At 68.7% G+C, this 26,547-nt stretch carries 24 protein-coding genes; 17 read left to right on the forward strand and 7 right to left on the reverse strand.

Annotated elements, in window-relative coordinates:
- Positions 1–7: 7 nt before the first annotated feature.
- The 5 genes from ACFQU3_RS14670 to ACFQU3_RS14690 all read left to right on the forward strand — a co-directional run bounded on the left by ACFQU3_RS14670 (position 8) and on the right by ACFQU3_RS14690 (position 5,975).
- Positions 8–1,060 (forward strand): ABC transporter permease, encoded by a 1,053-nt coding sequence (locus tag ACFQU3_RS14670; protein ID WP_385910996.1) that lies wholly within the window; start codon positions 8–10, stop codon positions 1,058–1,060.
- Complete coding sequence (locus ACFQU3_RS14675) at positions 1,057–2,067, forward strand: ABC transporter ATP-binding protein (protein ID WP_385910998.1); 1,011 nt, start codon at positions 1,057–1,059, stop codon at positions 2,065–2,067. The genes ACFQU3_RS14670 and ACFQU3_RS14675 overlap by 4 nt, the downstream gene beginning before the upstream one ends.
- On the forward strand, positions 2,064–3,194 hold the full coding sequence (locus tag ACFQU3_RS14680; protein WP_385911000.1) for an ATP-binding cassette domain-containing protein: 1,131 nt from the start codon (positions 2,064–2,066) through the stop codon (positions 3,192–3,194). The genes ACFQU3_RS14675 and ACFQU3_RS14680 overlap by 4 nt, the downstream gene beginning before the upstream one ends.
- A 7-nt stretch (positions 3,195–3,201) precedes the next feature.
- Positions 3,202–4,797: a glycoside hydrolase family 32 protein gene (locus ACFQU3_RS14685; RefSeq protein WP_385911002.1), complete on the forward strand. Its 1,596-nt coding sequence runs from the start codon at positions 3,202–3,204 to the stop codon at positions 4,795–4,797.
- Between the two features lie 179 nt (positions 4,798–4,976).
- On the forward strand, positions 4,977–5,975 hold the full coding sequence (locus ACFQU3_RS14690; protein WP_385911004.1) for an aldo/keto reductase family protein: 999 nt from the start codon (positions 4,977–4,979) through the stop codon (positions 5,973–5,975).
- A gap of 42 nt (positions 5,976–6,017) precedes the next feature.
- On the opposite strand, the gene ACFQU3_RS14695 is transcribed toward ACFQU3_RS14690, so the two are convergent.
- From ACFQU3_RS14695 to ACFQU3_RS14715, 5 genes are all read right to left on the reverse strand, one after another.
- Positions 6,018–8,324: a glycoside hydrolase family 3 N-terminal domain-containing protein gene (locus tag ACFQU3_RS14695; RefSeq protein ID WP_385911005.1), complete on the reverse strand. Its 2,307-nt coding sequence runs from the start codon at positions 8,322–8,324 to the stop codon at positions 6,018–6,020.
- Between the two features lie 163 nt (positions 8,325–8,487).
- Positions 8,488–9,384, reverse strand: a complete 897-nt coding sequence (locus ACFQU3_RS14700; protein ID WP_385911007.1) for a carbohydrate ABC transporter permease — start codon at positions 9,382–9,384, stop codon at positions 8,488–8,490.
- Positions 9,385–9,393: 9 nt separating this feature from the next.
- A complete protein-coding gene (locus tag ACFQU3_RS14705; RefSeq protein ID WP_385911009.1) occupies positions 9,394–10,236 on the reverse strand; it encodes a carbohydrate ABC transporter permease in 843 nt (280 codons plus the stop codon).
- 110 nt (positions 10,237–10,346) lie between these two features.
- Positions 10,347–11,624 carry a sugar ABC transporter substrate-binding protein gene (locus ACFQU3_RS14710; RefSeq protein WP_385911011.1) on the reverse strand — a complete coding sequence of 426 codons (1,278 nt, stop codon included), beginning with the start codon at positions 11,622–11,624 and terminating at the stop codon, positions 10,347–10,349.
- Between the two features lie 219 nt (positions 11,625–11,843).
- The gene (locus ACFQU3_RS14715) at positions 11,844–13,802 is read right to left on the reverse strand and encodes a glycoside hydrolase family 30 beta sandwich domain-containing protein (RefSeq protein ID WP_385911013.1); all 1,959 of its coding nucleotides are present in this window, start codon (positions 13,800–13,802) and stop codon (positions 11,844–11,846) included.
- A gap of 206 nt (positions 13,803–14,008) precedes the next feature.
- On the opposite strand from ACFQU3_RS14715, the gene ACFQU3_RS14720 reads away from it, so the two are divergent.
- From ACFQU3_RS14720 to ACFQU3_RS14745, 6 genes are all read left to right on the forward strand, one after another.
- On the forward strand, positions 14,009–14,692 hold the full coding sequence (locus ACFQU3_RS14720; RefSeq protein ID WP_385911015.1) for a TetR/AcrR family transcriptional regulator: 684 nt from the start codon (positions 14,009–14,011) through the stop codon (positions 14,690–14,692).
- Between the two features lie 120 nt (positions 14,693–14,812).
- Positions 14,813–15,808: an NADP-dependent oxidoreductase gene (locus tag ACFQU3_RS14725; RefSeq protein WP_385911017.1), complete on the forward strand. Its 996-nt coding sequence runs from the start codon at positions 14,813–14,815 to the stop codon at positions 15,806–15,808.
- Between the two features lie 43 nt (positions 15,809–15,851).
- On the forward strand, positions 15,852–16,721 hold the full coding sequence (locus tag ACFQU3_RS14730; RefSeq protein WP_385911019.1) for an alpha/beta fold hydrolase: 870 nt from the start codon (positions 15,852–15,854) through the stop codon (positions 16,719–16,721).
- Positions 16,722–16,758: 37 nt separating this feature from the next.
- Positions 16,759–17,562, forward strand: coding sequence for a strictosidine synthase (locus ACFQU3_RS14735; RefSeq protein WP_385911021.1), 804 nt, complete (start codon positions 16,759–16,761; stop codon positions 17,560–17,562).
- Between the two features lie 52 nt (positions 17,563–17,614).
- Positions 17,615–18,349 (forward strand): SDR family oxidoreductase, encoded by a 735-nt coding sequence (locus ACFQU3_RS14740; protein WP_385911023.1) that lies wholly within the window; start codon positions 17,615–17,617, stop codon positions 18,347–18,349.
- A 57-nt stretch (positions 18,350–18,406) separates the two neighbouring features.
- A complete protein-coding gene (locus ACFQU3_RS14745) occupies positions 18,407–19,009 on the forward strand; it encodes a TetR/AcrR family transcriptional regulator (RefSeq protein ID WP_385911025.1) in 603 nt (200 codons plus the stop codon).
- Positions 19,010–19,048: 39 nt separating this feature from the next.
- On the opposite strand, the gene ACFQU3_RS14750 is transcribed toward ACFQU3_RS14745, so the two are convergent.
- Positions 19,049–19,762 (reverse strand): TIGR02206 family membrane protein, encoded by a 714-nt coding sequence (locus ACFQU3_RS14750; protein ID WP_385911026.1) that lies wholly within the window; start codon positions 19,760–19,762, stop codon positions 19,049–19,051.
- A 285-nt stretch (positions 19,763–20,047) separates the two neighbouring features.
- On the opposite strand from ACFQU3_RS14750, the gene ACFQU3_RS14755 reads away from it, so the two are divergent.
- The 4 genes from ACFQU3_RS14755 to ACFQU3_RS14770 all read left to right on the forward strand — a co-directional run bounded on the left by ACFQU3_RS14755 (position 20,048) and on the right by ACFQU3_RS14770 (position 23,792).
- Positions 20,048–21,034: an ABC transporter substrate-binding protein gene (locus ACFQU3_RS14755; RefSeq protein WP_385911028.1), complete on the forward strand. Its 987-nt coding sequence runs from the start codon at positions 20,048–20,050 to the stop codon at positions 21,032–21,034.
- 4 nt (positions 21,035–21,038) lie between these two features.
- Positions 21,039–21,989, forward strand: a complete 951-nt coding sequence (locus ACFQU3_RS14760) for an amino acid ABC transporter permease (RefSeq protein ID WP_385911030.1) — start codon at positions 21,039–21,041, stop codon at positions 21,987–21,989.
- 5 nt (positions 21,990–21,994) lie between these two features.
- Positions 21,995–22,840, forward strand: coding sequence for an amino acid ABC transporter ATP-binding protein (locus tag ACFQU3_RS14765; RefSeq protein ID WP_385911032.1), 846 nt, complete (start codon positions 21,995–21,997; stop codon positions 22,838–22,840).
- A 289-nt stretch (positions 22,841–23,129) separates the two neighbouring features.
- Positions 23,130–23,792 (forward strand): GntR family transcriptional regulator, encoded by a 663-nt coding sequence (locus ACFQU3_RS14770; RefSeq protein ID WP_385911034.1) that lies wholly within the window; start codon positions 23,130–23,132, stop codon positions 23,790–23,792.
- Between the two features lie 121 nt (positions 23,793–23,913).
- On the opposite strand, the gene ACFQU3_RS14775 is transcribed toward ACFQU3_RS14770, so the two are convergent.
- Complete coding sequence (locus ACFQU3_RS14775) at positions 23,914–25,125, reverse strand: NAD(P)/FAD-dependent oxidoreductase (protein WP_385911036.1); 1,212 nt, start codon at positions 25,123–25,125, stop codon at positions 23,914–23,916.
- 240 nt (positions 25,126–25,365) lie between these two features.
- Between ACFQU3_RS14775 and ACFQU3_RS14780 the strand changes: the two genes are divergently transcribed.
- The gene (locus tag ACFQU3_RS14780; RefSeq protein WP_385911038.1) at positions 25,366–26,055 is read left to right on the forward strand and encodes a haloacid dehalogenase type II; all 690 of its coding nucleotides are present in this window, start codon (positions 25,366–25,368) and stop codon (positions 26,053–26,055) included.
- Positions 26,056–26,071: 16 nt separating this feature from the next.
- On the forward strand, positions 26,072–26,542 hold the full coding sequence (locus tag ACFQU3_RS14785; protein WP_385911040.1) for a RidA family protein: 471 nt from the start codon (positions 26,072–26,074) through the stop codon (positions 26,540–26,542).
- The last annotated feature ends 5 nt before the right edge of the window (positions 26,543–26,547 follow it).

Below are 26,547 nucleotides of genomic sequence, written 5' to 3' on the forward strand. Positions count from 1 at the left end.
GCAGCCCGTGTCCACCGCGACCGACCCTGCGCTGGCTCCCGCCAGCGCCTCCGCCCTCTCCTCGCCGGGGGCACCCGGTGCAGGTTCCGCCGGACCCGGCCGTATGCCGTCCGGGGGGCAACGCTCCTGGGTGCCCACCGTCGCCCGCGGCGGTCTCGTCGGGAGCCTGCTGCGCAGCCCCAAGGCCGTCGTCGGCCTGACCCTGATGGGCATCTTCGCCCTGCTCGCCCTCCTCGCGCCGGTGCTCGCCCCCGGCGACCCGTCGACCATCGGCGACCTCGCCTCCGAGGCCCCGAGCGCTGGCCACTGGCTCGGCACGACCGCCAAGGGCCAGGACGTCCTCGCACTGACCCTGTGGGGCGCTCGCAGCTCTCTCGCCGTCGGTTTCGTCGTCGGGACCGCGGCCACGCTCATCGGCGTCGTGGTCGGCCTGGCCGGCGCCTACTTCGGGTCCGTCGTCGACGACGTGCTCTCCCTCGTGACCAACGTGTTCCTCCTGCTGCCGGGGCTGCCGCTGCTCGTCGTGCTCGCCGCGTTCCTGCCGCCCGGCGCGGCCACGGTGGTGCTCGTCCTCGTCGTCACGGGATGGGCCGGCAGCGCGCGCGTCCTGCGGGCCCAGGCGCTCTCGATCCGTGGCAAGGACTTCGTCGCGGCCGCGATCGTCTCCGGAGAGCGGGCCTGGCGGATCATGTTCCGCGAGATCCTCCCCAACATGGCATCCGTCGTCATGGGGACGTTCCTCGCCTGCGTCATCTTCGGCATCGGCGCCCAGGCGGGTCTGGAGTTCCTCGGGCTCGGAGACAGCTCCGTCGTCAGCTGGGGCACCAACCTCTACTGGGCGAGCAACGACGGCGCGCTCATGTCGGGCGCCTGGTGGGCCTTCGTCCCCTCCGGCATCTCCATCGCGCTCGTCGCCTTTGCGCTCGCCCTCGTCAACTACGGCGTAGACGAGGTGACGAACCCGCGGCTACGGGGCGGCCGACGACGCAGAACGTCTCGCGCCACGCCGCGACCGGTCGTCGTCGTGCGTGGGGCTGCCGCCCGGGAGGTGACCCGATGAGCGCGCCGCTGCTCGAGGTCGAGAACCTCACCGTCGAGTACGCCGTCGGGGACCGACCCGTCGTCGCCGTCCGCGACGTCAGCTTCACCATCGGCGAGGGTGAGGTCTTCGGCCTCGCGGGTGAGTCCGGGTGCGGCAAGTCGACGATCGCGATGGCCGTGCTGCGCCTGCTCAAGGAGCCCGCACGGGTCACGTCGGGCTCGATCCGCTTCGCGGGTGAGGACGTGCTCGCCATGGGCGCCGCCGCGCTGCGCGGCTACCGCTGGCGACGCGCGGCAATGGTCTTCCAGAGCGCGATGAACTCACTCAACCCGGTGCTGACGATCGGCGAGCAGCTCGGCGACGTCTTCACGACGCACGAGGGCGCCACGCGTCGTGAGGCCCGGACGCGCAGCGCCGAGCTCCTCGAGCTCGTCGGGATCGACGACTCCCGGCTGCGCTCGTACCCGCACCAGCTCTCGGGCGGCATGCGTCAGCGCGTCGTCATCGCCATGGCGTCGGCGCTGCGGCCCGCCCTTCTCGTGATGGACGAGCCCACGACCGCGCTCGACGTGGTCGTGCAGCAGGAGATCATGGCCCAGATCCAGCGACTCCAGCGCGAACGCGGCTTCTCGGTCCTCTTCATCACCCACGACATGTCGCTCATGGTCGAGCTGTCCGACCGGATGGCCGTCATGTATGCCGGCCGGGTCGTCGAGCTCGGCGCTGCCGCACGCGTCTTCGACCAGCCCGAGCACCCGTACACGCAGTCCCTGATGACGGCGTTCCCGCCGCTGCACGGGCCGCGGGTCGAGCTCGTCGGGCTGGCGGACCGGGTGCGCGCCGCGGGCGCGACCGCCGACGGGTGCGGCTTCCACGTCGCGTGCCCGCCGGACCGGTCCGACTGCTCGACCGACATCCCCGACCTCCGAGAGGTCGAGCCCGGTCACTGGGTGGCACGCTCGACAGGGGCCGTCGGGGACGCCACCACCACACCAGTCCCCGCCACGAAGGGAGCCGGACGATGACTCTCGCCCCATCCACCCCAGCAGCGCCCGGCGCCGGCACGGCGGCCGAGCCCGTCATCCGGGTCCGCGATCTGGTCAAGGAGTTCCGTCTCGGCGGGCTCTTCTCGCGCAACCGCCTGCGGGCTGTCGCCGGAGTCGACCTCGACCTCCCCCGGGGCTCGATCGTGGCGCTCGTCGGTGAGTCCGGCAGCGGCAAGTCGACCATCGCCCGGTGCCTGGCGCGACTCGAACAGCCGACCGCCGGATCGGTCGTCCTCGACGGCGTGGACGTGCTGCGGACCGAGCGGCGTCGTGCGAGCCGGGCGTACCGACGCCGGGTGCAGATGGTGTTCCAGGACCCGTTCGGCTCGCTGAACCCGGCCCACCGCGTCGAGCACGTCCTGCGCCGACCGCTCGAGATCCACGCGCACACGACGTCAGCAAAGGAGACTCGGGCACGGCTCGTCGAGCTCATGGACGCCGTCGGGCTCGACCCCGCGCTGCTCGAGCGCTACCCGCACGAGCTCTCCGGAGGGCAACGACAGCGCGTCGGCGTCGCCCGTGCGCTGGCCGCCGAGCCAGACGTCATCCTCGCCGACGAGCCCACGTCGATGCTCGACGTGTCTGTGCGGGTCGGTCTGCTCAACCTCCTCCGGCGGCTGCGTGACGAGCGCGGCATCGCGATGCTCTACATCACCCACGACCTCGCGTCGGCGCGCTACGTCGCGGACACGACGAACGTCATGTTCGCGGGAGAGCTGGTCGAGGGCGGGGAGTCGCTGACCCTCATGGACGAGGCCGACCACCCCTACACCCGGCTGCTCCTCTCCGCCGTGCCGGACCCTCGCCGCGTGACGGCGCTGGATGCGGACGAGCGTCGAGAGCTGCGCGCGGCGGTGCTCCACCCGATTGCCTGCCCCCACGGCGACGACTCCGAGAACCCCTGCAGCGACAAGGATCCCGTGCACCACTGGCTCTCCCGAGAACCGGGTCGGGAGCACTGGGTGCGCTGCCACCGCTACGCGCCGGCCTCACCCATCGCAACGCGAGTGATCGCCGAGGCGGCGTCCGCCGCCGGTGGCGACGGCACCGATCCCACACCGACCACGAGACCGACCACGACCCACGCCCCACCACCGAGGACCTGAAGACCACATGACGACCACCGACCTGACCCATCTCGAGCGCGACCCGACCACGCCGGACACTGGGGACGCGGGACCCGCGGTCGACCTCGTGGCGACGGCTGAGGTCGACCCGCACCGACCGCGCTTCCACTTCCTCGCGCCGGCCGGCTGGCTCAACGACCCCAATGGGCTGACCCAGTGGGCCGGGACGTACCACCTCTTCTACCAGTACAACCCGCACGGGCCCGTCCACGAGCGCATCCACTGGGGACATGCCACCAGCCGCGATCTGGTGACCTGGACCGACGCGCCGGTCGCGCTCGTCCCGGACGAGACGGGGCCGGACCGGGACGGATGCTGGTCCGGCGTCCTCGTCGACGACGACGGCACGCCGACGATCATCTACTCCGGACGTCACGACGGTCGCGAGCTGCCCTGTGTGGCAACGGGTTCCGGCGACCTGAGCACCTGGACGCGGGAGGTCGACAACCCGGTCATCCCGCAGACGCCCCCCGGGCTCGACGTCACGGGGTTCCGCGACCACTGCGTGTGGCGGGAAGGCCGAACGTGGCGCCACCTCATCGGGTCCGGGATCACGGGGCAGGGTGGCGCCGCCCTGCTCTACGAGTCCGACGACCTGCGCGAGTGGCGCTACGTGGGGCCCCTCGTCGTGGGGGACAGCAGTGCCGGTAAGGAGGGTGACCCCGACTGGACGGGAACCCTCTGGGAGTGCGTCGACCTGTTCCGCCCGCCCACGCAGCCCGCGGACCCGGCGGCGGATGACGACCCCGCATCGACCGCCTCGCACGTGCTGGTCTTCTCGGCGTGGCATGAAGGGGTGACCCACCACCCGCTCTACCTCACCGGCACGTACGCCGGCGACGCGTTCACGCCGCAGGCGCTCCACCAGCTCGACCTCGGAGGCCGCTACTTCTACGCCCCACAGTCGTTCTCGGACGACCGTGGGCGGCGCATCCTCTTCGGCTGGCTGCAGGAGGGCCGCCCCGACGCGGATGCGGTCGCGGCCGGCTGGTCCGGCGTCATGTCGCTGCCGCGTCAGGCGGTGCTCGGTGCCGACGGTGAGCTGGAGCTGGCACCCGTCGAGGAGGTCGCGTCGCTGCGTGGCGAGCAGCAGGACGCGACCTCCGGTGACCTGACCGTGGGCGAGCATGTCGAGCTCGGCCATGGTGACCAGCTCGACGTCGAGGTCACCCTCGCCTTGGCGCCGGACGCGATGGCCACCCTCACCGTGCGTGCGACCGACGACGGGGAGGAGGTGACCGAGCTCCAGATCGCCCGCGGGCCAATGGGTTCCGCCAGCGCGACCGTGCGCCTTGACCGCTCGCGCAGCAGCCTCGACTCCCGGGTGGACGCCACGGAGCGGGCGGGTACCGTGCCGATCCGGGCCGACGGGCTCGTCCACATCCGCGTGCTCGTCGACCACTCCGCGCTCGAGGTCTTCGTCAACGGTCGCGCCCTCACGGCGCGCGTCTACCCGACGAGGCCTGACGCCGTGGGCAGCTCGATCACCACCCTCGACGGGGCGGCGACACTCGTCCGGGCCTCGAGCTGGCAGATGCGCGACATCTGGGACGAGCCGCGCAGCCTGTGGCCACGTCCCTGAGCTGCTCGGGCGCCCGCTGCCACCTGGCATCAGGCACCGGGGCCCGTCCGGTCGCCGGCAAGCTCCGCGGTCTGCCGCGCGATCGCCAGCTCCTGGTGCGGCGCAGATCGACGGCTCCCCCGCCGGCTGCGCGCCGGCACTCTCTGACTCTCCACGACCCCCGACGGAAAGAGGAGGCCATGCAATACCGCAAGCTCGGCAACTCCGGCATGTTCGTGAGCGCGATCGCGTACGGCAACTGGACCACCCACGGCGAGCAGATCGGACAGGACGCCGCCACCTCGTGCGTTCGAACGGCCCTCGATCTGGGCATAACGACGTTCGACACCGCGGACGCGTACGCAGCAACGAAGGCCGAGAGCGCCCTTGGTGAGGCGCTGCACGGGGTGCGGCGCGAGAGCGTGGAGATCTTCACGAAGGTCTACTTCCCCACCGGCGACGGGAAGAACGACCGCGGCTTGTCCCGCAAGCACATCATGGAGTCGATCAACGGCTCGCTGCGTCGCCTGCAGACCGACTACGTGGACCTCTACCAGGCCCACCGCTACGACTACCAGACACCGCTGGAGGAGACGATGCAGGCCTTCGCCGACATCGTGCGCGCAGGCAAGGCGCACTACATCGGCGTCTCCGAGTGGACCGTGGAGGAGATCCGCGGCGGCGCAGCCCTCGCCGAGGAACTCGGCATCCGGCTCGTGTCGAACCAACCGCAGTACAACATGCTCTGGCGGGTCATCGAGCCCGAGGTCGTGCCATTGAGCCAGGAGCTGGGACTGGGCCAGATCGTATGGTCCCCGCTCGCGCAGGGCGTCCTCACCGGCAAGTACACCCCCGGCGGCGCGGCGCCGGCCGCCTCCCGCTTCAGCACAGAGTCGGGCCAGCTCAAGGCCGAGCACCCGTATGTGCAGACGACCGTGCTCGAGCGGGTCCAGTCGCTGCGCCCGCTGGCCGAGCAGGCCGGCCTGTCGATGGCTGCATTCGCCGTCGCCTGGGTGCTGCAGAACCCCAATGTGTCTGCGGCGATCGTGGGCGCCTCCCGACCTGAGCAGCTCGAGGACAACGTGACCGCGGCCAGCGTCGTCCTCGAGCCGGCGCTTCTGGCCCAGGTGGACCAGGTGCTCGGGAACGTGGTCGAGCGCGACCCCGCCAAGGTGGAGTCCTTCCTCCAGCGCCCCTGAGTCGACGCTCGCGAGCAGGAGCTCGGCCCTCTGTGCTCGACCTCATGCGATACGAAAGTCGGCACGGAGGAGGTCGGTCTCGCGAGAGCTCGGACCGACGAGGAGGGCGAACTCGCCCGGCTCGACGACTCGACGAGAGTCGGCGGTGACCACGCTGCACGACGCGGCCGGCAGCCTCAGGTGGACCGTCACGGTCTCGCCCGGCTCGACGGTGACCTGCGTGTAGGCCTTGAACTCCTTCTCCGCCCACGTGACCGTCGTGACGAGGTCGCTGACGTACACCTGGACCGTTTCGAGCGCCGGGCGGGAGCCGGTGTTGGTCAACGTCACCTCGGCCCGGATGGTCTCGTCGCGGGTCACCTCCGGGGTGTGCACGACGAGGTCGGCGTACTCGACGGTGGTGTAGCTGAGCCCTTCGCCGAAGGCGAACAGGGGGTCTTGGGTCAGGTCGGCGTAGCGGTCGCCGTGCTGTCCTCGCAGGACGTTGTAGTAGACGGGTTGTTGGCCGACGTGTCGGGCGAACGACAGGGGCAGGCGCCCGGACGGTTCGATTCGGCCCAGGATGAGCTCGGCGATGGCCCGTCCGCCGCGCATGCCGGGGTTGAAGGCCTGGATGAGTGCGGCGGCGTTCAAGGCGGCCGGAGGGAGGACGGTGGGCTTGGAGTTGAGCAGCACCACGATCATGGGAGTGCCCGTTTCCGCCAACGCTTCGAGCAGGGCGACCTGGCCGCCGAGGAGCTCCAGGGTGGCGGTGGAGCGGCCTTCCCCGATCAGCGCGACGTTGTCACCGACGACGGCGATGACGTAGTCGGCCTGCTGTGCGGCGTCGACCGCCTCGGCGATCATGACTGGGTCCGGCGCCGCAGGTTCGAGCACTGGGTATCGCGGCTGACCGTCGGGGAACAGTGCGCCGGCCGGGTTGGGTCTGAGCACGCCGATCTCGGCACCGCGACGATGGGTGACGGTCCAGTCGGCGGGGACGACAGCTCGAAGACCGTCCAGCACGGTCTCGACCGTCTCGCGCGGGTGGCCCTCGCCCATCCAGACCAGCTGGCCGGAGCCGCCGGCCCAGTCGCCGAGCTGGGCGTGCGGGTCGTCAGCGTTGGGCCCGACCACGAGCAGGTTGCGCGGTGTGGCACCTTCCGGGCTCGAGCCGTCCGCGGATGCGTTCACCGCCACGCCGGCCGCCAGGCCGCCGTCGATCGGGAGGGTGCCGTCGTTTCGCAACAGCACGAGGGAACGGCGCGCGATCTCCAGGTTGAGCTCCGAGTGGTCAGCGCATCCGATCACCTCGGCCTGCCGGGCCGGGTCGGGCAGCCGCGGGTCCTCAAAGAGGCCCAGCTCGAACTTGAGGCGCAGGACCCGGCGGACCGCACCATCGAGGTCGTCCTCGGTGAGCAGGCCCCTGGACACAGCTTCCTGGGCTCCCTCGAAGAACGAGGGCGTGGCCATGACCATGTCGTTGCCGGCACGGACGGCGACCGCAGCAGCCTCCGCGTCGTCGGCGCACACCTTCTGCTCCCACACCATGCGTCCGACGTTGTCGTAGTCGGTGACCAGCGTGCCGCTGAAGCCCCACTCCTTCTTGAGCACGTCCCCGAGCAGCCACGAGTTGGCAGTGATGGGAACACCATCGAGCGCCTGGTAGCCGAGCATGAAGGTACGGCAGCCTTCCTGGACCGCCCGCTCGAACGGCGGCAGGAACCAGGACCGGAGCTTGCGCCGGCTGATGTCCGCCTCGCTGGCGTCGCGGCCGCCCTGGGTCTCGGAGTAGCCCGCGAAGTGCTTCGCGCACGCGAGGACCGCTGTCGGGTCATCGAGCCCCGAGCCCTGGTAGCCACGGATCATCGCGGCGCCGAGCTCGGAGATCAGGAACGGGTCCTCACCGAAGGTCTCGTCCACGCGGCCCCAGCGCAGGTCGCGGGTGATGCACAGGACCGGGGAGAAGACCCAGTGGATCCCGGTTGCGGCAGCTTCGACGGCCGTGACGCGGGCGCAGCGTTCGAGCAGGTCGACATCCCAGGTGGCGGCCATCCCGAGCTGTGTCGGAAAGATGGTCGCCCCCGGCCAGAACGAGTGACCGTGGATGCAGTCCTCCGCGGTGAGCAGCGGGATGCGAAGTCGGGTCTTCGCGGCCAGTGCCACCGCCTGGCTCATCTGCTCGGGAGAGGCGTGGAGGATCGACCCGGCGCATCGTGTGACGACGATGTCGTGCAGGTCGCCGGTGGCGTCGAGCTGCAGGAGCTGGCCCACCTTGTCCGGGACGGTCATGCGGGCCAGCAGGTCATCGACCCTGTCCTCGACTCCGAGGGACGCGTCCCAGTACGGCTCTGCGATGGTCGGGGGCATGGGCGAGCGGGACAGGCTCGACGAGGCCATGGATGGAACTCCAGTCTGTGATGGTTGGGTGTGTCGGTCGGCCTCTGGCGGCCGCCGCGAGCGGCGAACGCCAGAGGCCGACCCGACACCGGGGTGGTCGTGCTGCCGACCACCATTGGATCGAGAGTGATCTCTACTTGACGCCGGCGGATGCGACGCTCTGGATGAAGAACCGCTGCAGGGAGACGAACAGCAGCACGATGGGTGTGATGACCAGGACCGAACCGGCGAGCAGCAGCCCGTAGTCGGTGGCGTCCTGCCCAGTGGAGAACAGCGACAACGCCACCGGCAGGGTGTACTTGTCCTCACTCTGGGCGGCGACGAGCGGCCACAGGAAGTTGTTCCACGATCCGAGGAAGGTCAGGATGCCCAGGGTCGCCAGGGGCGGCCCGCACAGCGGCAGGACGATGCGTGCAAACGTCCGGAGCTCACCGGCGCCGTCGATGCGGGCGGCTTCGATCAGCGAGTCCGGAATGCCCTGCATGAACTGGCGCATCAGGAACACGCCGAGCGGCGTGGTCAGGAACGGCAGGAACAGCGCGGGGTAGGTGTTGACCAGCCCGAGCTTGCTGACCAGCACGAACAAAGGCACGAACGTCACGACCCCCGGGGTCATCAGCGTGACCATCACGAGCCCGAACAGCAGGCGCTTGCCCGGGAAGTCCATCTTGGCCAGCGCGTACCCCACCATCGAGCAGAACGCCAGGTTGCCGAGCACCGTCACGACGGCGACGAGCAGGCTGTTGACGAAGAACCCCTGGATGTTGAGCTCGCCGAACCAGGTGGCGTAGTTGTCCCACGTGGGGTCGGAGGGCAGGAACCCGGTCGGGTTCCGGAGGATCTCGCCCTGGGTCTTGAGCGAGCTCAGCACCATCCAGACGAACGGCAGCATCGTGGCGGCTCCGGCGACGACCAGAGCGCCGTAGACCAACCATTGCCGGGTCGGCATACCACGCTGCCTCCGTGGGTTGGCGTGCGTTCCTTGGCGGCCGGGTTCGAGTCTCAGCGGCCTGACTTCGGTTGTTGTCATGTGCGTGCCTCAATCCTTCGACCGCAGGGCTCGGAACTGGACAAGGCTCAGCAGGGCGATCGCCACGAACAGGATGTAGCTCGCCGCTGACGCGGTGCCGTACTTGCCGAAGCCGAACTGGTTGTACGTGAAGTAGCTGATCGACAGGGTGGAGTCGAGCGGGCCGCCCTTCGTCATGACGAAGGGCTCCTCGAAGAACTGCAGGTACCCGACCGACAGCAGCACCGCACCGAGCAGCAGCGTGGGCCGCAGCAGCGGCAGGGTGATGCGCCGGAAGGTCGTCCACGCGTTCGCCCCGTCGATCTGGGCGGCCTCCTTCACCTCCTCCGGGATGTTCTGCAGCCCGGCCAGGAAGATGATCATCAGCGTGCCCATGTTGCGCCAGACGGCCACCAGGATCATGGCCGGCATCGACCAGGTCGTGTCGTTGAGCCAGTTGGGTCCGTCGATGCCGACCCAGCCGAGCATGGCGTTGAGGAGCCCGTTGTCCTGCAGGATGAACCGCCACACGACCGCGACAGCGACGATGCTGGTCACCACAGGCGTGTAGAAGCCGACCCGGAACACCGTGCGGAACCGGGTGATGCCGCTGTTCAGGGCAATGGCCAACGCGAGCGCCACGATCATCGTGAGCGGGATGCCCACGATGACGAAGTACGCGGTGACCCACATCGACTTGAGGAACTGCGGGTTGCCGAACAGGTCGGCGTACTGGCGCACGCCGACAAACCCCACGGCCAGCGGGTCCTGCACGTCGCTGCTGGTGAAGTCGGTGAAGGACATGACGAACGAGGACACGATCGGGAACAGCATGAAGATGCCGAAGCCCAGCACGAAGGGCAGCGCGAACATCCAGGCAACCAGGCCCTGACGGCGACGACGCGCCCGGCCCACGTTCCCTGGGACCGCCCGGCCGGCGCGGGGGACAGCTCCCGCGCCGGTCGGAGTTGCGGTTGCCACGGTCAGCCGCCGGTTCCGGTGCCGATGGAGTTGGCGGTGGCCTGCAGGCCCTTCAGGGCCTCCTCCGGCGCAACTCCCGCCCTGATGATCTGCTCGAGGGCCGTGTCGGCGGCGGCGCTGACCTGGGTCCAGGTCTTCAGGGAAGGCGGCGCGTTGGTGTCCTTGAGCTGCTCGCCGAAGACGGACAGCTTCGGGTCGTCGGCCAGCGCCGGGTCCTTCCAGGCGCTCTGTACCGCCGGCAGGTCGCCGACCGCCTTCTGCCACCTGACCTGGACGTCCGGCTTGGAGAGGAACTGGATGAACTTCCAGGCCGCATCCTGGTTCTGGCTCTTCTTGAACACGACCAGGTCGGAGCCGCCGACGAACGACGTGGCGGACTCGTCCTTCGGCACCATCCCCACCCCGAACTTGTCGGCAAACCCCGGTCCGCCCGCCTTGGTGATCGAGCCGATACCGCTGGGGCCGGCAACCATCATGGGGACGGAGCCGTTCACGAACGCTGACTCCGCCGCGCCCGCCCCGGTGTCGGGGTTCGGGGTTGCGATGCCGTCCGTGAAGAAGCTCTTGTAGTACGTCAGTCCCTTGACCCACGCTGGGCTGTCCAGGGTCCACGTGGTCTGGCCCTTGTCGGTCAGCTCAGCCCCGGCCGACCACGGGAAGAACAGCATCGACTGGAAGGAGTCGGCTCCGCTCACCGGCAGGCCGATCCCCCACTTGGCGCCCGCCTTTGTCTGCATGGCCTTGGCCATGGCCTTGAAGTCCGCCCAGTTGGTCGGGAACGTGGTGTACCCCGCCTTTGCCGCGAGGTCCTTGCGGTAGTAGATGACCCGCGTGTCGACGTACCACGGCACGCCGTACGCGGTGCCACCGACCTGGGTCGACTTCACGGCTCCGGGGAAGAAGCCGCTGGTGTCGATGGACGTCGGTGTCGGGACGAACGCATCAGCGAAGTCACCCATCCAGGTGGTCCCCATCTGGGCCAGGTCGGGCGTGGAGCCGCCGGCGATCGCGGTCTGGTACTTGTTGTGCGCCGCGTCCCACGGGAGAGCGGTGACGTTGACCTTCACCCCGGGGTTGGCCGCCTCGAACTCCTTGGCGAAGGCGGGGAGTGCGGCGCCCTCGTCGGCCTGCGCCCACACGGTGAGGGTGCCCTTTGCGGGACCAGCGGCGATCGTTCCGGCAGCTGCCGGCGCTTCCGAGGCTCCGCCGGTTCTGCCGCAAGCGGTGAGGACGAGCGCCGCGGACACAAAGATGACGGCCGCTGCGGGCTTGGCTTTCATGTGAAACATCGAGGTTTCTCCATCCATCGTCGGTGATGTTGTATGCCGTCGCGGGACTGCCGTGACGAGGTGCACCCTTGGGCGTTGTGCGCGGCGGTCCGTCGGCCGCAGCGCTCTTCGGGCCGAGGCGTCGTGGGCCTGGCCGTTCCGGTACTACGTGCGCTGGTCAGCGCGGATCGTCGTCTTCTGCTGTCGGTCTCATCGGGGCTGGTCTCGCGGTCATCGGTAGGCCCGGATGTCGGCGATGCTCCACCAGCCGGGCGCATCAGCGGTGAGGGTGATGCGGACGTACCGGATGGGTACGCCGGTCAGGTCGACACTGGTGAGCTGCCCGGTCCCCTGGGCGGAGGCCACGGTCTTCCAGTGCGTGCCGTCCTGGCTTGTGCTGACCGCGTAGCCACGCGCGTAGTCGCCGGTGGCGACTCCGGTATCGAAGACGAACCGTCGAGCGGGAGTCGCCTTGCCGAGGTCGACCTGCAGGTACTGGCCGGGTGCCTGCGCCATTCCGTTGGAATAGCGCGTGCTGGCATCGTCGTCGACGGCCTTGGCTGCTACATCACCGGAACAGCAGGGGTTGCTCGGCCCATTCGGGTCTGCGGTGGCGCTCCAGCCGGTCGGGTCGACCTGCCGCAGGCGGGAGGTGTCCGCCGGCGTGCCGTGCCAGGTGAACGTCGCGAGGGCACCGCCGGGAAGCGTGTAGGTGAACGCGCGGCCACCCTCACGCACGGCGAACGTCTGGGGGTCGTCGCTCTCGTTGTGCGCCACCACGACGGTGGTGCCGTCCGGGTTGCGGAACGCGACGTCCATGATCTGCCCGTTCCAGCCCGTGGTGCCGAAGGAGGTGCTCGCGATCCGGACGGCTCCTGGTGCAACGAACTTGGCGAGGTGACCGAGCGTGTAGTACTCGGCGTTCTTGGCGACGGTGTCGCCCGGGCCGACGGTGATCACACCGGTGCATGTCTCACACCCGCCCACGTGCGGACCGCCGCTCGGGTCAAGAGCCAGGTTCCAGTTGAGGACCGTCTGGGCCCAGTTGCGGGGGGCGCCGATGATGAGGTTCCGGGCGTGCCACTTGAGCGTGTCGGAGAAGGTGTTCGCCGGGTCGGCCGACTGGCTGCCAGAACACTCGGTGAAATAGATCGCCTTGTCGGGGAACTCGTTGTGCAGCGCGGTCATTGCGCTCGGGTCGCCGTAGTAGCAGTGGTAGGCGACTCCGTCGATCCACCGGGCAGCGGAGGACGAGAGAAGGTTCTGCGGGTAGCGGTTGATGTCGGCGGTCGAGTCAGCTGGTGTGCCGGCGGCGTCGTTCGGGTGCTCGGTCCAGTTGTGGTCGTAGCCCAGGATCCGCGTGTGCAGGCCTGCGGCGCGCAGCATCGGCCCGAGCTCCTCGATCACCTCGGCCGCCTGCCACGACGGCAGGTCGGTGCCCGGGTAGCCCGAGGGCATGCGGAACTGCGGTTCGTTCTGGATGGTGATGGCATCGACGGGTACGCCGCTCGCCCCGTAGGCCTGGATGAACCTCAGCAGGTACAGCGCGTACGAGCGGTAGATCCGCGGGTCGTCGATCAGTCGTCCACCGACGAGCGAGCCACCGCTCTTCATCCAGGCCGGCGGGCTCCACGGGCTGGCCATGACCTGCAGCTGTGGGTTGAGCGCCTTGGCCTGGCGCAGCAAGGGCAGGATCTGGGCCTGGTCGTGGGCGATCGAGAAGCGCTTCTGCGAGTAGTCCGTCTGCCCGGCCGGGAGATCGTTGTACGTGTAGGCCGCGGTCGCGACAAAGTCCGAGCCGCCGATCGGCTGGCGCAGGTAGCTCAGCCCGGCTCCGGCGACCGGGTCGAACAGCGACCGCATCGCCGCGCCGCGCGCGGTCGGCGAGAGCCGGTACAGCACGGCCGCGGACGAGTCGGTGATCGCCGCACCGAAGCCCTGCATCCGCTGGAACGTCCGGGTCGGATCGACGACCAGCGTCGGCGCGGAAGTCGGCGCGTCGCTGAACGCCACGGTGCCGAGGTCGCTGAGCTTGTCCGTGCCGTCCGGTGTGGTGACCCACACGCGCGCCGTCAGTGCGTCGTCGTTCGCCGGCTCGGCGGCGCGGGCCCCGCCGGTTGCGAGGGCTGCTGCGGTTGACGCGGCTACCGCCAGCAGAAGGACTTGACGTAGTGCTCGATGCATCGGCATGAAACCGTCCTCGTTCGATCGAGATGGGCGCAGTAGCGGTGCGACGTCGTCGTGGGCGCTGGTCGAGCCGCCGCATGGAGGGTGGGCTGCCGGTGGGCAGGCCATCGAGTCCGGACGCCCGAAGTTCGTTGGGCGATTGCCAGACCATAGCGCCGAAAACATGGTGATCGCTAGGTTTTGGGCTGAGGTTTCTTATGCTGGGTAGCATGAGCACAGCAGCGAGTACGCGCGGACCCCGCGGGCCATACGCCAAGACCGCCGCTCGGAGGGCGCAGATACTCGACGTCGCGCTCGATGTCTTCGGCCGGTTGGGGTACCGCGGCGGGTCGCTGCGTGAGATCGCGGACCGCGTCGGGGTCAGCGACACGGGCGTCCTGCACCACTTCGGCTCCAAGCAGCGACTTCTCATCGCGGTGCTCGAGCACCGTGAAACCCTTTCCCGCCAGGGGCGCTCACCACGCGAGGGGCTCGCGCTGCTCGACGGCTTGCGCGAGCTGGTGGCCCGGAACGCCACCATGCCGGGCTTGACCCAGCTGTTCGTGACACTGTCCGCCGAGGCGACCGATCCCGACCACCCCGCCCACGACTTCTTCGTCGCCCGCTACGAAGACGTGACCCAGTACTTCGTGGACCAGCTGGCGGTGGCCCGCGACGACGGCCAGGTCAGCGCGGACGTCGACGTCACTGAAGCAGCGCAACAGCTCATCGCGGTCATGGATGGCCTTCAGCTGCAGTGGCTGCTCAACGACAAGGTCGACATGGTCGCCGCGTTCGACCAGTTCCTCGAAGGATTCCGACACACCCTCGGCGTACGCGGTCGAGCCCGCCCCCGCGGCAGCGCCGGACGGCGGACGCCGCGCGCCAAGCCGTCGCCCCAGCCTCGCCGCTGACACCAGCTCTGGACGACGCCTTTCTGGCCTTCTTGACAAATTGACTGAGTGCACTCATTATTGAGTCAACTCAGATCGGTCGGATCAAGACCTGCCATCGGAATGTGAAGGAAAGTCGTCATGCGAGCGTTCGTCGTCAGTCGGTACAAGGGTCCGTTGGAGCCGGCGGATGTCCCCGAGCCCGAGGTCGGAGAGCACGACGTGCTCGTGCGCGTCCAGGCTGCCGGGCTCAACATGCTCGACGAGAAGATCCGGGCGGGCGAGCTCAAGCAGATCCTCCGCTACACGCTGCCGCAGATCCTCGGCAACGACGTCGCCGGAACCGTCATCGGCGTCGGCGCGAAGGTGCAGGGCTTCACGCCCGGTGACGAGGTGTATGCGCGGCCCGACCAGGACCGCATCGGGACGTTCGCGGAGCGCATCGCGGTGGCCGAGGCCGACCTGGCGCTCAAGCCCGCATCGGTCAGCCTCGAGGAAGCGGCGGCCCTGCCGCTCGTGGCCTTGACCGCATGGCAGGCGCTCGTCGAGCGGGGCAACCTGCAGCCGGGGCAGCGGGTCCTCATCCACGCTGGGGCCGGCGGGGTCGGGACGATCGCGATCCAGCTCGCCAAGCACCTCGGCGCCACGGTCGCGACCACGGCCAGCGCCGGCAACCTCGACTTCGTGCGCGAGCTCGGGGCGGACGTCGTCATCGACTACCGCAGCCAGGACTTCGAACAGCTCCTCGACGGGTACGACCTCGTGCTGGACAGCCTCGGCGGGAAGAACCTCGAGAAGTCGCTCCGCGTGCTGCGCCCCGGCGGCAAGGCGATCGGGATCGCCGGGCCGCCCGACTCGGCGTTCGCCCGCCAGCTCAGTGCGCACCCGGTGCTCCGGCTCGTCATGGCCGCTCTCAGCAGCGGCATCCGCCGCCGGGCCCGGCGCCTCGGCGTGACGTACGAGTTCCTCTTCATGCGCGCCAGCGGTGACCAGCTTCGCCAGATCACCGACCTCGTCGACAGGGGCGCGGTACGACCCGTCGTCGGACGGGTCTTCGACTTCGACCAGACCGTGCAGGCGGTGCAGTCGCTGGGCCACGGCGGCATCCGCGGCAAGGCCGTCATCAGCTTGGCCTGACGACCCATCTCGTCACCCACGAACCACGAAACAGGAGAACATCATGAGCACGAACAGTCCCGCAGCGCCGGACGGCGTCATCACCGCCTACAAGGACGCCCCCGCCCGCACCGTCGACGCCGGCGGCGTCACCTACGCCTACCGCGAGCTGGGGCCGAAGGGCGGGATCCCCGTCGTCTTCTTCGTCCATCTCGCCGCGAACCTCGACAACTGGGACCCGCGGATCATCGACCCCATCGCCGCACAGCGCCACGTCATCGCCTTCGACAACCGCGGCGTGGGAGCCTCCACCGGCAGCGTCCCCGACAGCATCGAGGCGATGGCCGACGACGCCGTCACCTTCATCAAGGCGCTCGGCTTCGACAAGGTCGACATCTTCTCCTTCTCCCTCGGCGGCATGATCGCTCAGGCGCTCGTCGTGAAGCAGCCCGGGCTCGTCCGCAAGCTCGTCCTCACCGGCACCGGACCCGCGGGCGGGAAGGACATCGACAAGGTTCCCGGCACGACCTACTACGACATCCTCCGCGCGACCCTGACCAGGGCCGACCCGAAGGAGTTCCTGTTCTTCAACCGCAACGCCACGGGCAAGCCTGCCGCCCGCGCCTTCGTGGAGCGCCTCAAGGAGCGCACCGCTGACCGCGACGCGCCGGTCGGGGTGAAGGCGTTCCAGACGCAGCTCAAGGCGATCAAGAAGTGGGGACGCTCGGCCCCCGCCGACCTCTCGACGATCACTGCCCCGACCCTGATCGCCAACGGCGACAACGACCGGATGGTGCCCTCCGTGCTCTCCGAAGACCTGCACCGCCGCATCAAGGGCTCGGAGCTGGTGATCTATCCCGACTCCGGCCACGGCGGCATCTTCCAGTTCCACGACACGTTCGCCCCAGTCGCCGTCGACTTCCTCGCCCGCTGACCGCCCCCGCGACCGAACCGACACAGGAACGAGCGCCATGAACAGTGCACCGTCGAAGACGCAGGCCAGACCGAGCAAGCAGTTCTCGTCCTCCATCCTGCTGTGGGTACGCGCCGACCAGCCTCGTCAGACCGGGATGGCCTATTGGAAGGGGCCGCACTCGAAGATCATCTCTGCGACCAAGGGCTTCAAGGAGTACCGGCAGATCCACCTCGCCGACACCAACCCCGGGCTGTGGCCGACGACCCGCGGCGTCGAGACGCAGATCCCCGTCGAACGCAAGATCGACGGAGTCGCGGAGGTCACCTTCCAGTCGGCGCTGTCACCGCTGCGGGGGCGGAAGCAGACCCGGCTGGCGTTCAAGGACGAAGTGAACGTCTTCCGACGGACGCTGCTCTACCTCGGGCCACCGCGCTCGTCGCGCTGGTACGAGGTGGCCGAGCCCGGCCAGCCGGTCGGCGCCCGAGCCCTCATCTACATCAGGCGGCGGGACGGCATACGGGGCAAGGCTTTCCGGAAGCACCTCGTCGAGCTCAGCAGCGCTCTCGCCGGCATGGGCGTCCTGAAGGAGCTCAGGACCCAGACGTTCCTGCCGTGGATCGAGAAGCTGTGGGACACCCCGACCGTCGCGCACGACAACCCGGCAGACCAGAGGTTCCACGCATCGCTGATCCTGGGCTTCGCGGATCCGGCAGCGCGAGCCGCCTTCTTCACCTCCCCTGAGATCGAGAGCCTGTCCAACGCGCTGGCCACCTATGCGTCCGCCGTCCACGCCTACGAAGTATCCGAGGCACTGACCTTCGTGAGAGACGGCGCGGCCCTTCCGCACTACGTGCAGTAGCGGCACCGCTCGCCCGGCACACAGCAAACCCGACCACAGAGAGAACACCGACATGCCTACCCTCAACGGAGCAGTCGTCCTGGTCACCGGGGCAAACGGCGGCATCGGAACCCACTTCGTCCACCAGGCACTCGCGCGCGGCGCAGCCAAGGTCTACGCCACGGCCCGCACTCCGCGCCCATGGGACGACGAGCGCATCGTCCCCCTCACCCTCGACGTCACCGACGCCGCGTCCATCGCCGCGGCCGTGACCGCCGCGCCGGACGTGACGGCGCTCATCAACAACGCGGGCGCCATCCCGCCGAGCGCAAGCCTGCTCGACGTGACCGAGGAGGACCTGCGGGCAAACATGGAGACCAACTTCTTCGGGCCCGTCCTCCTCGCCCGTGCCTTCGCGCCGATCCTCGCTGCCAAGCCGCAGTCGACTCTCGTGGACGTGCACTCGGTCGCGAGCTGGTACGCGTTCGGCGGCATCTACAGCGCCTCCAAGGCCGCGTTCTGGTCGGCCACGAACTCGCTGCGGCTCGAGCTCGCTCCCCGTGGCGTCCACGTGACCGGTGTGCACGTGGGCTACGCGGAGACCCCCATGGCCGCGCACGCAGAGGGGCCCAAGATGCGTCCGGCGGTGCTCGTGACCAAGGTCTACGACGCTGTCGAGGCGGACGAGCACGAGGTCATCGCCGACGAGCTGACCGCCCAGGTCAAGGCCGCTCTGAGCGGTCCGGTCGAGGCCCTCTACCCCGAGCTCCGCGGCACGCGGGCTCCACTTGTCTCCGTGGAAGAATGATCGCCGGCACGTCGAGCCCCACAGCAGAAGCCCACACAGCAGAGAAGGACGGCAGCCATGCCCCTCGCCTCCCAGCCAGTCGGACGGCGCGAGCGGAACAAGCAGCAGAAGCTCGACCGCATCACCGCCGCCGCCCGAGAGCTCTTCGAGACGCGCGGCGTCGACGAGGTCACCACCCAGGAGATCGCCGACAAGGCCGACATCGGTGCGGGCACGCTGTTCCTCTACGCCAAGACCAAGGCTGAGCTCCTCCTGCTCGTGCAGAACGCCGGCTACGCCGACGCGCTCGCACAGGGCAGGTCGGCGTCCGAGAAGATCCCCGACCTGCTCGACGCTGTGATGGCGATCGTCTGCCCGGTCGTGGAGTGCAACCGCAAACAGGTCGACAACGGGCGGACCTACCTTCGCGAGATCGTCTTCGGCGACCCCCAGGAGCCCCACCACCGCGACGCGCTCGCCCTGACCGTGCAGACCGAAGGGGCGATCGCCGACGTGCTCGCGCGGGACGAGCGCATCGACTCCGGCGACGCCGCCACGCTCGCGCACATCGTCTCCGCGATCATGTTCGTGAGCATGGCGGCGACCATCAACATCGCCAACCCGGTCGACGACGTCGTGCAGGAGATCCGAGACCAGATCCGGGTTCTGCTGCCTGGCTGAGGCCGACGGTAGTCACGCGAAGGGTCCCCCGCCCTCGCGTCAGGGGCCTGGTTCGCTCGGGATCTGCAGGGCGGCCTGTGGAACCCGATGGCGCGACCGCCGGAACGGCAGGTCGAGGAGGACGAACAGGACGAAGGCGACGGCCGTCGCGCTGAGCACGTACCACGGCCACGGCCCGAGCACTGAGAGCAGCGTGGCCCGGTCCGGTGGCGCGGCGAGGTACATGTAGTTGGCGCCGGTCGCCCAGTCGAAGACCCCAAGGATCAGCGCGTATGCCGCTGTGATGCCGAGTACCCGGGGCACCGCCCCCGGACGGGGTTGGATCCGCAGGCCCACGACGAGGTAGAGGGCTGCGACCACGATGCCGATGTGGCCCACGACGAACTGGAAGAACTCGAGCTGCGGGAAGGTCGCATCGAGGTCGGGAGTGATGACCGCCTGCATGGTGCCCGCCAGTCCCCAGAAATAGGTGAGCTCCACGCCCAGCAGCCAGCCGGGCCACCAGCAGGCGATCGCCGCGACGACGAGCGCGACGTGGCACAGTGCCAGCGGTAGCGAGGTGCGCATCGCCCACCCGCCCTGCACCAGTGGGCTGCCGAGGAAGAGAAGCGCGTCGACGGCCAAGGTGATCGCGATGGCCCGCCCGGCCCACGAGACCCACAGGCCGGGCCGGCGCCGGCAAGCGAAGCACAGGCCGGCCGCCGTGACGGCGCCCACGGCCACCGCGGTCCAGTAGGCCAGCGGGGTGTTCACCCCCTCATCATCAGCCTGATCGGCCCCGACGCCTGGAAACCCCGGAGGCCATCGGCCCTGCAGGAGGGCCTTCCGATGACGTCTCGGCTCCCAACGTTCTCGCCGCAGCGCAACCAGTCAACTGTTGACAGTTGGCCTGGCATCGCCCTAATCTCCATGACATCGGCTCAGGTAGAGAGCGCTGCCGCCATGAGCGCTTCGCAGGCTCCGCCGCGCGCTCAGTCCGACTGCTGCGGACCCTGACCGGACGAGAGTGAACTCGCCCACGAACGAAGGAAGTTCGACATGACCCGTATCAATGGAGCTACGCGTGAAGGATTCAAGACGATGATGAGCTCGAGGCGACGGCTGTGTGTTGCGGCCCTGGGGCCGGTCGTGCTGCTGACGGCCACGGCCTGCGGCGGGTCGAGTGCCGGGGAGGCGGCCGGTGCGGCGGATGCGGCACCGAGCGGACCTGCCGGCTCGCTGCCTCAGGTGCAGCCGGTCGCGGCTGCAGTGAAGCTGTTGCCGGCGGCGGTCAAGGAGCGGGGCACGCTGACGATGGCGGCGGACCTGCACTACCCGCCGACCTCGTTCCTGGACACGGACGACAAGACGCCGATCGGCTACAACGTGGACATCGCGACGTTGCTGGCGCAGTCGTTGGGGATGAAGCTGGAGATCAAGAACGTCTCGTTCGACGGGGTGATCCCGGGTATCGCGGCGGGCCGGTATGACTTCACGGCCACGAACATGAGCCCGACGCCGGAGCGGCTCAAGGTGCTGGACATGATCACGTACTGGGCGGCTGGGTCCTCGCTGGTGACCTCCAAGGGCAACCCGCTGGCACTGAGCATGTCGGAGCAGATGAGCCTGTGCGGGCACAAGATCGCGGTGGTGACCGGGTCGACGCAGGCGGAGAAGTACCTGCCGCAGATCTCGGGTGACTGTCAGGCGCAGGGCAAGCCGGCCGTGGACGCGGTGGTGTTGCCGAACGTGCAGGGTGCGTTGACGCAGCTGGCGTCCAAGCGGATCGAGGGCGTCTTCAACGACACCTCCCAGCTGGCCTGGGCCGCGAAGCAGCAGCCGCAGGCGTTCGAGCTGTTCCCGCAGCAGTACAAGAAGAAGGTCGGCAACAGCATCGTGGCGCTCGGGGTGGCGAAGGACTCCCCGCTCGCGCCGGCGCTGCACGCGGCGATGCAGTCGCTGATGGCCGGGCCGGCGTACAAGGCGGCTCTGGACAAGTGGGGCCTGGGCACGGGCGCGATCCCGACGTCCGAGCTGCTGAAGTAACGCCATGGCCTCGACCATCAATCTTGCGCCGAAGGCGCCGAGCCAGGAGGTGGGGCCGGTGGAGGCTACCGAGAAGCGGCGGGTGCACCGTCGGGGGGTGCTGGAGTACGCGGCGTGGGCGGTGTGTGTGCTGGTCGGGGCCGGCGTGGCCTCGACGCTGGTCACCAACGAGAACTACCAGTGGGACGTGGTGGGCCGGTACTTCACCGCCCCCACGGTGCTCAAGGGACTGCTTCTCACGCTGGTGCTGACCGCGTTGACGATGTTCTTCGGCACCATCCTGGCGCTGGTCATCGCGATCCTGCGGGTCTCGAAGGTGCGCCCGTTGATACTGCTCGCCTCCGGGTACATCACCTTCTTCCGGGGCACGCCGGTGCTGGTCCAGCTGATCTTCTGGTTCAACATCGCCGCGCTGTACCCGAACATCAGAGTCGGGATCCCGTTCACCGACATCTCCCAGGCGGTCGATGTCAACGCGTTGATGAGCGCGACGACGGCGGCCATCGTCGGGTTGTCGCTGAACGTGGCCGCCTACCTGGCCGAGATCATCCGCGGCGGGTTCGCCTCGGTGGACAAGGGCCAGCTCGAGGCCGCGGACTCGCTCGGGATGAGCGGGCGCACCAAGCTGTGGCGGATCATCATCCCGCAGTCGATGCCGAGCGTGGTCCCGGCGGTGGGCAACCAGGTGATCGGGATGTTCAAGGAGACCTCGCTGGTCAGCGTGCTCGGGGTGGCCGAGCTGCTGCAGAGCGTGCAGCTGATCTACGCGCGGACCTACCAGACGATCCCGCTGCTGATCGTGGCCTGCCTGTGGTACCTGGTCATGACCCTCGCGCTGAGCTACCCGCAGTCGCTGATCGAGAAGAAGTACTCCCGCTCGAAGTCCCGCGTGGCCACCGGCGCCGGAGCACCCCCGCTCCCACTCGACGCGGCCCTGACCAGTGAGGCGAGGTGACCGACATGACCGACATGACCAACGTGACGACCAACCCGACCACCAGCGTGACAACCAACCCCACCAACCCGGCCAAGGGCGGGGTGGATGGCGTGGGCACGGTGTACGCGCGTGCCCTGCGCAAGTCCTTCGGGGACCGGGTGGTGCTGGACCGGATCGACCTGGACGTGCGCTGCGGGGAGATCGTCTGCCTGATCGGGCCCAGCGGGTCGGGCAAGTCGACCCTGCTGCGCTGTGTCGACGGGCTCGAGGAGATCGACCGCGGGATCCTGCGGGTCAACGGCGAGGACCTCGGCTTCCGCGAGGAGCAGGGCAGCTACCAGGCGCTGACCCGCCAGCAGATCGCCGCGCAACGGACCCGGATCGGGATGGTGTTCCAGTCGTTCAACCTGTTCCCGAACATGACCGCCCGCGAGAACGTCATGTCCGGCCCGGTCCTGGTCAAGGGCACCGCGAAACGCCAGGCCCGCGAACGGGCCGAGTCGCTGCTGGCCAGCGTGGGGCTCGACGGGCACGGCGAGCACTACCCGTGGCAGATGTCCGGCGGGCAGCAGCAACGCGTCGCGATCGCCCGCGCCCTGGCGATGGACCCGCAGGTCATGCTCTTCGACGAACCGACGTCCGCCCTGGACCCCGAACGCGTCGGGGAGGTCCTGGCCGTCATGAAGGACCTGGCCCAACGCGGCATGACGATGATGGTCGCCACCCACGAGATGGGCTTCGCCAAGGAGGTCGCCGACACCGTCATGTTCATGGACGGCGGCCTCGTCGTCGAACAAGGCCCACCCCAGGACCTGCTGTGCAACCCCCGAGAGGCGCGCACCCAGAAGTTCCTCGAAAAGGTGCTGTGACCCTCGCGGTTCGGTACCGCCTGCCGGTGCCCATAGGGGTGTCGTCATCGGCGAGGCAACGGGATCACCGGGGCGTGGTCCGGCGTGGCGCCGAGCAACTGACTGTTCGTCTATGTAGACTGTCGACAGTTTGGAGCTCGGCGCCAACGTCGTCTGAGCAACCGGACGCGCACGCAGGGTGTGCAAACGCTGTGTACCGGAACCATCGTTCTGGACTTCTGAGGGGAGCCGCGCTGTGGCAGGCAAGACCGTTTCGTCGACATCGATCCCAAGAACCACTCTCGCATCCATGGTCGGAGAGCGGATGCGGTCCGACATCATCGAGGGTGTGCTGCGGCCTGGAACGCAGCTCAACGAGGTGGAGCTTGCGGCGAGCTTCGGCGTCAGTCGGGGACCCGTGCGCGAGGCCGTCCAGCGGCTGATCCAGGAGGGCCTCCTGCGCAGCGAGCCGCACCGCGGAGTCTTCGTGCCCATGTTGGGCGCCGCGGACATCGCCGACATCTACCTGGCCCGTGAGGCGCTGGAGACTGCAGCGCTGCGACGGGTCACGGGGACCTCGCGGGCGGTGTCGTCGTACAAGGCTCTGGACCGGATCGTCCGCGCGATGGAGTCGGCCGAGAAGTCCGACGACTGGAGGACGGTCGTCGACCGGGACCTGGATTTCCACACAGCGCTCGTGGTCGCCGCCGACAGTCCGCGGCTGGAGCGCATGTTCACCACCGTGATCTCCGAGACCCGGCTGTGTCTTGCCATCCTGATGGACGCGTACGACCGCGAGGACCTCGTGCGACGCCGCGACGACCTGGTGGAGGAGCACCGCCAGATCCTCGACCTGGTCCGCGCCGATGACGCAGAGGGGGCCGTTGCGGTGCTGAAGAAGCATTTCGACGGCGCGAGGGGCACGCTCAAGCGAGGAATGGGAGCGGACGCCGAGCGGCCGTACGCGGGCTGACCCGGCTCCCCGAGGAGCCTGCACACGCGCTCGCCCTGGCGTCGATCTTCGGCAAGCGACTGAGGCCTTGCGCGAGGGTGGGGGCCTGGATCCAACCAGGGTCGACCAGGCCCCCCGCCCTTCAGCTGACGCGGTCTTTGAGCTTGTAGTAGGCGCCGGCGACGGGCAGGAACCACGGCGGACCGAAGTGCCCGGGAATGCGACGGAACCTGAGATCGCCCCAGACGTTCGCCTCGGAGACCCCGGACATGTACTCGGCCATCTGGCGCCCCATGTACGTGGCCATCTGCACTCCGTGCCCGGCATACCCCATGGAGTAGTAGACGCCGTCGTGTTCCCCGGCGTGGACGAGACGGTCGATGCTCATGTCCACCAGACCTCCCCAGCAGTAGTCGACTCTGGCGCCCGCGAGCTGGGGGAAGAAGTTCACCATGGCGTCCCTGAGGAGCTTCCCGCTCTTCTCGTCGGACTGGGGGTTGGACATCGCGAACCGCGCGCGGCCGCCGAACAGCAGGCGGTTGTCGGGCGTGATGCGGAAGTAGTTCAGGAGGTTCTTGGAGTCCGAGGCCACCCGTCGATGGGGCAGGATGTCGTCGCACACGCTGCGGTCGAGCGGCTCGGTGGCGATGATGAAGCTGCCGACCGGAGCGATGCGGACCTGGTGCCAGCGGAACGGGCGGCGGGTGTAGGCCCCGGTTGCCAGAAGGACCTGGTCTGCGTGGATCCGGCCTCGAGGGGTCTCGAGCTCGTGGCTCGAGCCGCGCTTGGTCAGGCTCAGCACGGGCGCCTTCTCGTGGATCGTCACTCCGGCGCGTTCGGCTGCGTCACCGAGTCCCCGGATGTACTTGCCGACGTGGAGACTGGCGCTCTGCGACTCGACCATTCCGCCGTGGAACGCGTCCGACCCGATCTCGCGACGCAGCTCGGCCTTCGGGACCAGCTGGGTCTCCAGGCCCAGGCGCGTGTTCAACAGCTCGTGGGTCTTCTGGAACCCCTCGTAGTGCGCGGGCTTGGATGCGAGGTTGAGCTTGCCGGGACGCCCGAAGTCGCAGTCGATCTGTTCCTCCGTCACGAGCTTCTCGATGAGGTCGATCGCCTCGGTGTAGGCGTTGTAGCGCCGCACGGCGGTGTCGAAGCCCATCGTGTCCACCGCCTGTCGGATGCCGACCGACATGCCGGTGGTCGCCATGCCGCCGTTGCGACCTGAGGCACCGAACCCAACGGTGTGCTGCTCGAACAGGTCCACCTTCGCTCCACCTCGAGCCAGATGCAGCGCGGCCACGACGCCGGTCAGGCCCCCGCCGATCACGGCCACGTCGGTGCGTCCCTCCACGCTGGTCCTCGACCTCGCCGAAGAACCCTGCGGGGCGGTGTCGAGCCAATAGGACGTGAACTTCATTTCGTACTCCTCACGAGTGGTTGGTCGGCGACTCGGCCAGCCATAGGGCTGTCGACTGCGGTCACCGAGAAGCCGGGTGTCGGAGCCGCCTTGACACCCCACGAGGCTACTCCTACTGTTAACAGTTAACAACCGACGTTGGACATGGAGACGTCGATCAACCTTGGAGGACTCGTGGCATTCGAGAACAAGCCGAAGTTCGTGACGTTCGACATGAACGGAACGCTGATCAAGTTCAGCATCAACGACGCGATGCGTGAGGTCCTGGGCGACCGGCTGCCGGCCGAGGTCGCCGATGAGTACCTGCGGATCTGCAAGGCGTACCGGATCGACGAGTGCACCGGCGCGTACCAGCCGTTCCACCAGATCGTCGCTCGTTCCATGGAACGCGCCTCGCGCAAGGTCGGTCTCGAGTTCCGCGAGGACGACGCGCGAGCGGTGTACGAGATCGTCCCCACCTGGGGCCCGTACCCCGGTGTCACCGACGCGCTGAACCGCCTGGCCGAGGCAGTCCCGCTGGTCATCATCACCAACAGCGACACGGCCCATGCCGTGCGCCTCGCGGAGAACCTCAAGGCCCCGTTCGAGGTCATCATCAGCGCTGAGGAGATGGGCGTCTACAAGCCGCGGCTCGCTGCGTTCGAGTACCTGTTCGACAAGCTCGGCGTGACACCCGACGAGCTCGTCCACGTCTCCGCCAGCCCGATGTACGACCACCGCCCCGCGGCCATCATGGGCATCGAGAACAAGGTGTACGTCGACCGCGGCTTCGAGCACGACGAGCACTGGCTCGGCTACGAGCGGATCACCGACATCGCCGAGCTCCCCGTCCTCTTCGGCCTGCCGCGTCCTGCTGCCTCCTAAGAGAGACCTCAGACCGATGAGCGTCACCACGACGGGCTCGGCTTCAGATCGGCTCCGAGCCCTTGGCCTTGACCTTCCCAGCCTCGCGGACAACCCGTACTACGTGGACCACCGGGCGGTGGGCTCCAGCATCCACATCTCGGGCCAGCTCCCCTTCAAGGACGGTGCGCTGCTGGGTCAGGGCGTTGTCGGCCGGGACGTCGACCTGGAGACGGCGCGAGAGCTCGCGCGCCATGCCGCACTGAACTGCCTCGCCGCCGCTGTGCAGGCGGTGGGAGATCTGGACCAGGTCCGGATCGTGCAGATGCTGGTCTTCGTGGCCAGCGCGCCGGACTTCGGTCTGCAGTCGAAGGTCGCCAACGCGGCCAGTGAGCTGCTCATCGACGTGTTGGGCGAGAACGGACGGCATGCCCGAACCGCGATCGGTGTCGCCGGGCTGCCGCTCAACACCCCTGTCGAGATCCAGATGGTCTGCACTCCGGTGTAGGCCGG

The organism is Terrabacter sp. GCM10028922, assembly GCF_042666095.1.
Classification (GTDB): domain Bacteria; phylum Actinomycetota; class Actinomycetes; order Actinomycetales; family Dermatophilaceae; genus Terrabacter.

Bases quoted from the DNA above. Each gene is read 5' to 3' on its own strand.
- ACFQU3_RS14675 (WP_385910998.1), top strand. From the start codon at position 1,057: ATGAGCGCGCCGCTGCTCGAGGTCGAGAACCTCACCGTCGAGTACGCC.
- ACFQU3_RS14680 (WP_385911000.1), top strand. From the start codon at position 2,064: ATGACTCTCGCCCCATCCACCCCAGCAGCGCCCGGCGCCGGCACGGCG.
- ACFQU3_RS14685 (WP_385911002.1), top strand. From the start codon at position 3,202: ATGACGACCACCGACCTGACCCATCTCGAGCGCGACCCGACCACGCCG.
- ACFQU3_RS14690 (WP_385911004.1), top strand. From the start codon at position 4,977: ATGCAATACCGCAAGCTCGGCAACTCCGGCATGTTCGTGAGCGCGATC.
- ACFQU3_RS14695 (WP_385911005.1), bottom strand. From the start codon at position 8,324: ATGCCCCCGACCATCGCAGAGCCGTACTGGGACGCGTCCCTCGGAGTC.
- ACFQU3_RS14700 (WP_385911007.1), bottom strand. From the start codon at position 9,384: ATGACAACAACCGAAGTCAGGCCGCTGAGACTCGAACCCGGCCGCCAA.
- ACFQU3_RS14705 (WP_385911009.1), bottom strand. From the start codon at position 10,236: ATGTTCGCGCTGCCCTTCGTGCTGGGCTTCGGCATCTTCATGCTGTTC.
- ACFQU3_RS14710 (WP_385911011.1), bottom strand. From the start codon at position 11,624: ATGAAAGCCAAGCCCGCAGCGGCCGTCATCTTTGTGTCCGCGGCGCTC.
- ACFQU3_RS14715 (WP_385911013.1), bottom strand. From the start codon at position 13,802: ATGCCGATGCATCGAGCACTACGTCAAGTCCTTCTGCTGGCGGTAGCC.
- ACFQU3_RS14720 (WP_385911015.1), top strand. From the start codon at position 14,009: ATGAGCACAGCAGCGAGTACGCGCGGACCCCGCGGGCCATACGCCAAG.
- ACFQU3_RS14725 (WP_385911017.1), top strand. From the start codon at position 14,813: ATGCGAGCGTTCGTCGTCAGTCGGTACAAGGGTCCGTTGGAGCCGGCG.
- ACFQU3_RS14730 (WP_385911019.1), top strand. From the start codon at position 15,852: ATGAGCACGAACAGTCCCGCAGCGCCGGACGGCGTCATCACCGCCTAC.
- ACFQU3_RS14735 (WP_385911021.1), top strand. From the start codon at position 16,759: ATGAACAGTGCACCGTCGAAGACGCAGGCCAGACCGAGCAAGCAGTTC.
- ACFQU3_RS14740 (WP_385911023.1), top strand. From the start codon at position 17,615: ATGCCTACCCTCAACGGAGCAGTCGTCCTGGTCACCGGGGCAAACGGC.
- ACFQU3_RS14745 (WP_385911025.1), top strand. From the start codon at position 18,407: ATGCCCCTCGCCTCCCAGCCAGTCGGACGGCGCGAGCGGAACAAGCAG.
- ACFQU3_RS14755 (WP_385911028.1), top strand. From the start codon at position 20,048: ATGACCCGTATCAATGGAGCTACGCGTGAAGGATTCAAGACGATGATG.
- ACFQU3_RS14760 (WP_385911030.1), top strand. From the start codon at position 21,039: ATGGCCTCGACCATCAATCTTGCGCCGAAGGCGCCGAGCCAGGAGGTG.
- ACFQU3_RS14765 (WP_385911032.1), top strand. From the start codon at position 21,995: ATGACCGACATGACCAACGTGACGACCAACCCGACCACCAGCGTGACA.
- ACFQU3_RS14770 (WP_385911034.1), top strand. From the start codon at position 23,130: ATGGTCGGAGAGCGGATGCGGTCCGACATCATCGAGGGTGTGCTGCGG.
- ACFQU3_RS14785 (WP_385911040.1), top strand. From the start codon at position 26,072: ATGAGCGTCACCACGACGGGCTCGGCTTCAGATCGGCTCCGAGCCCTT.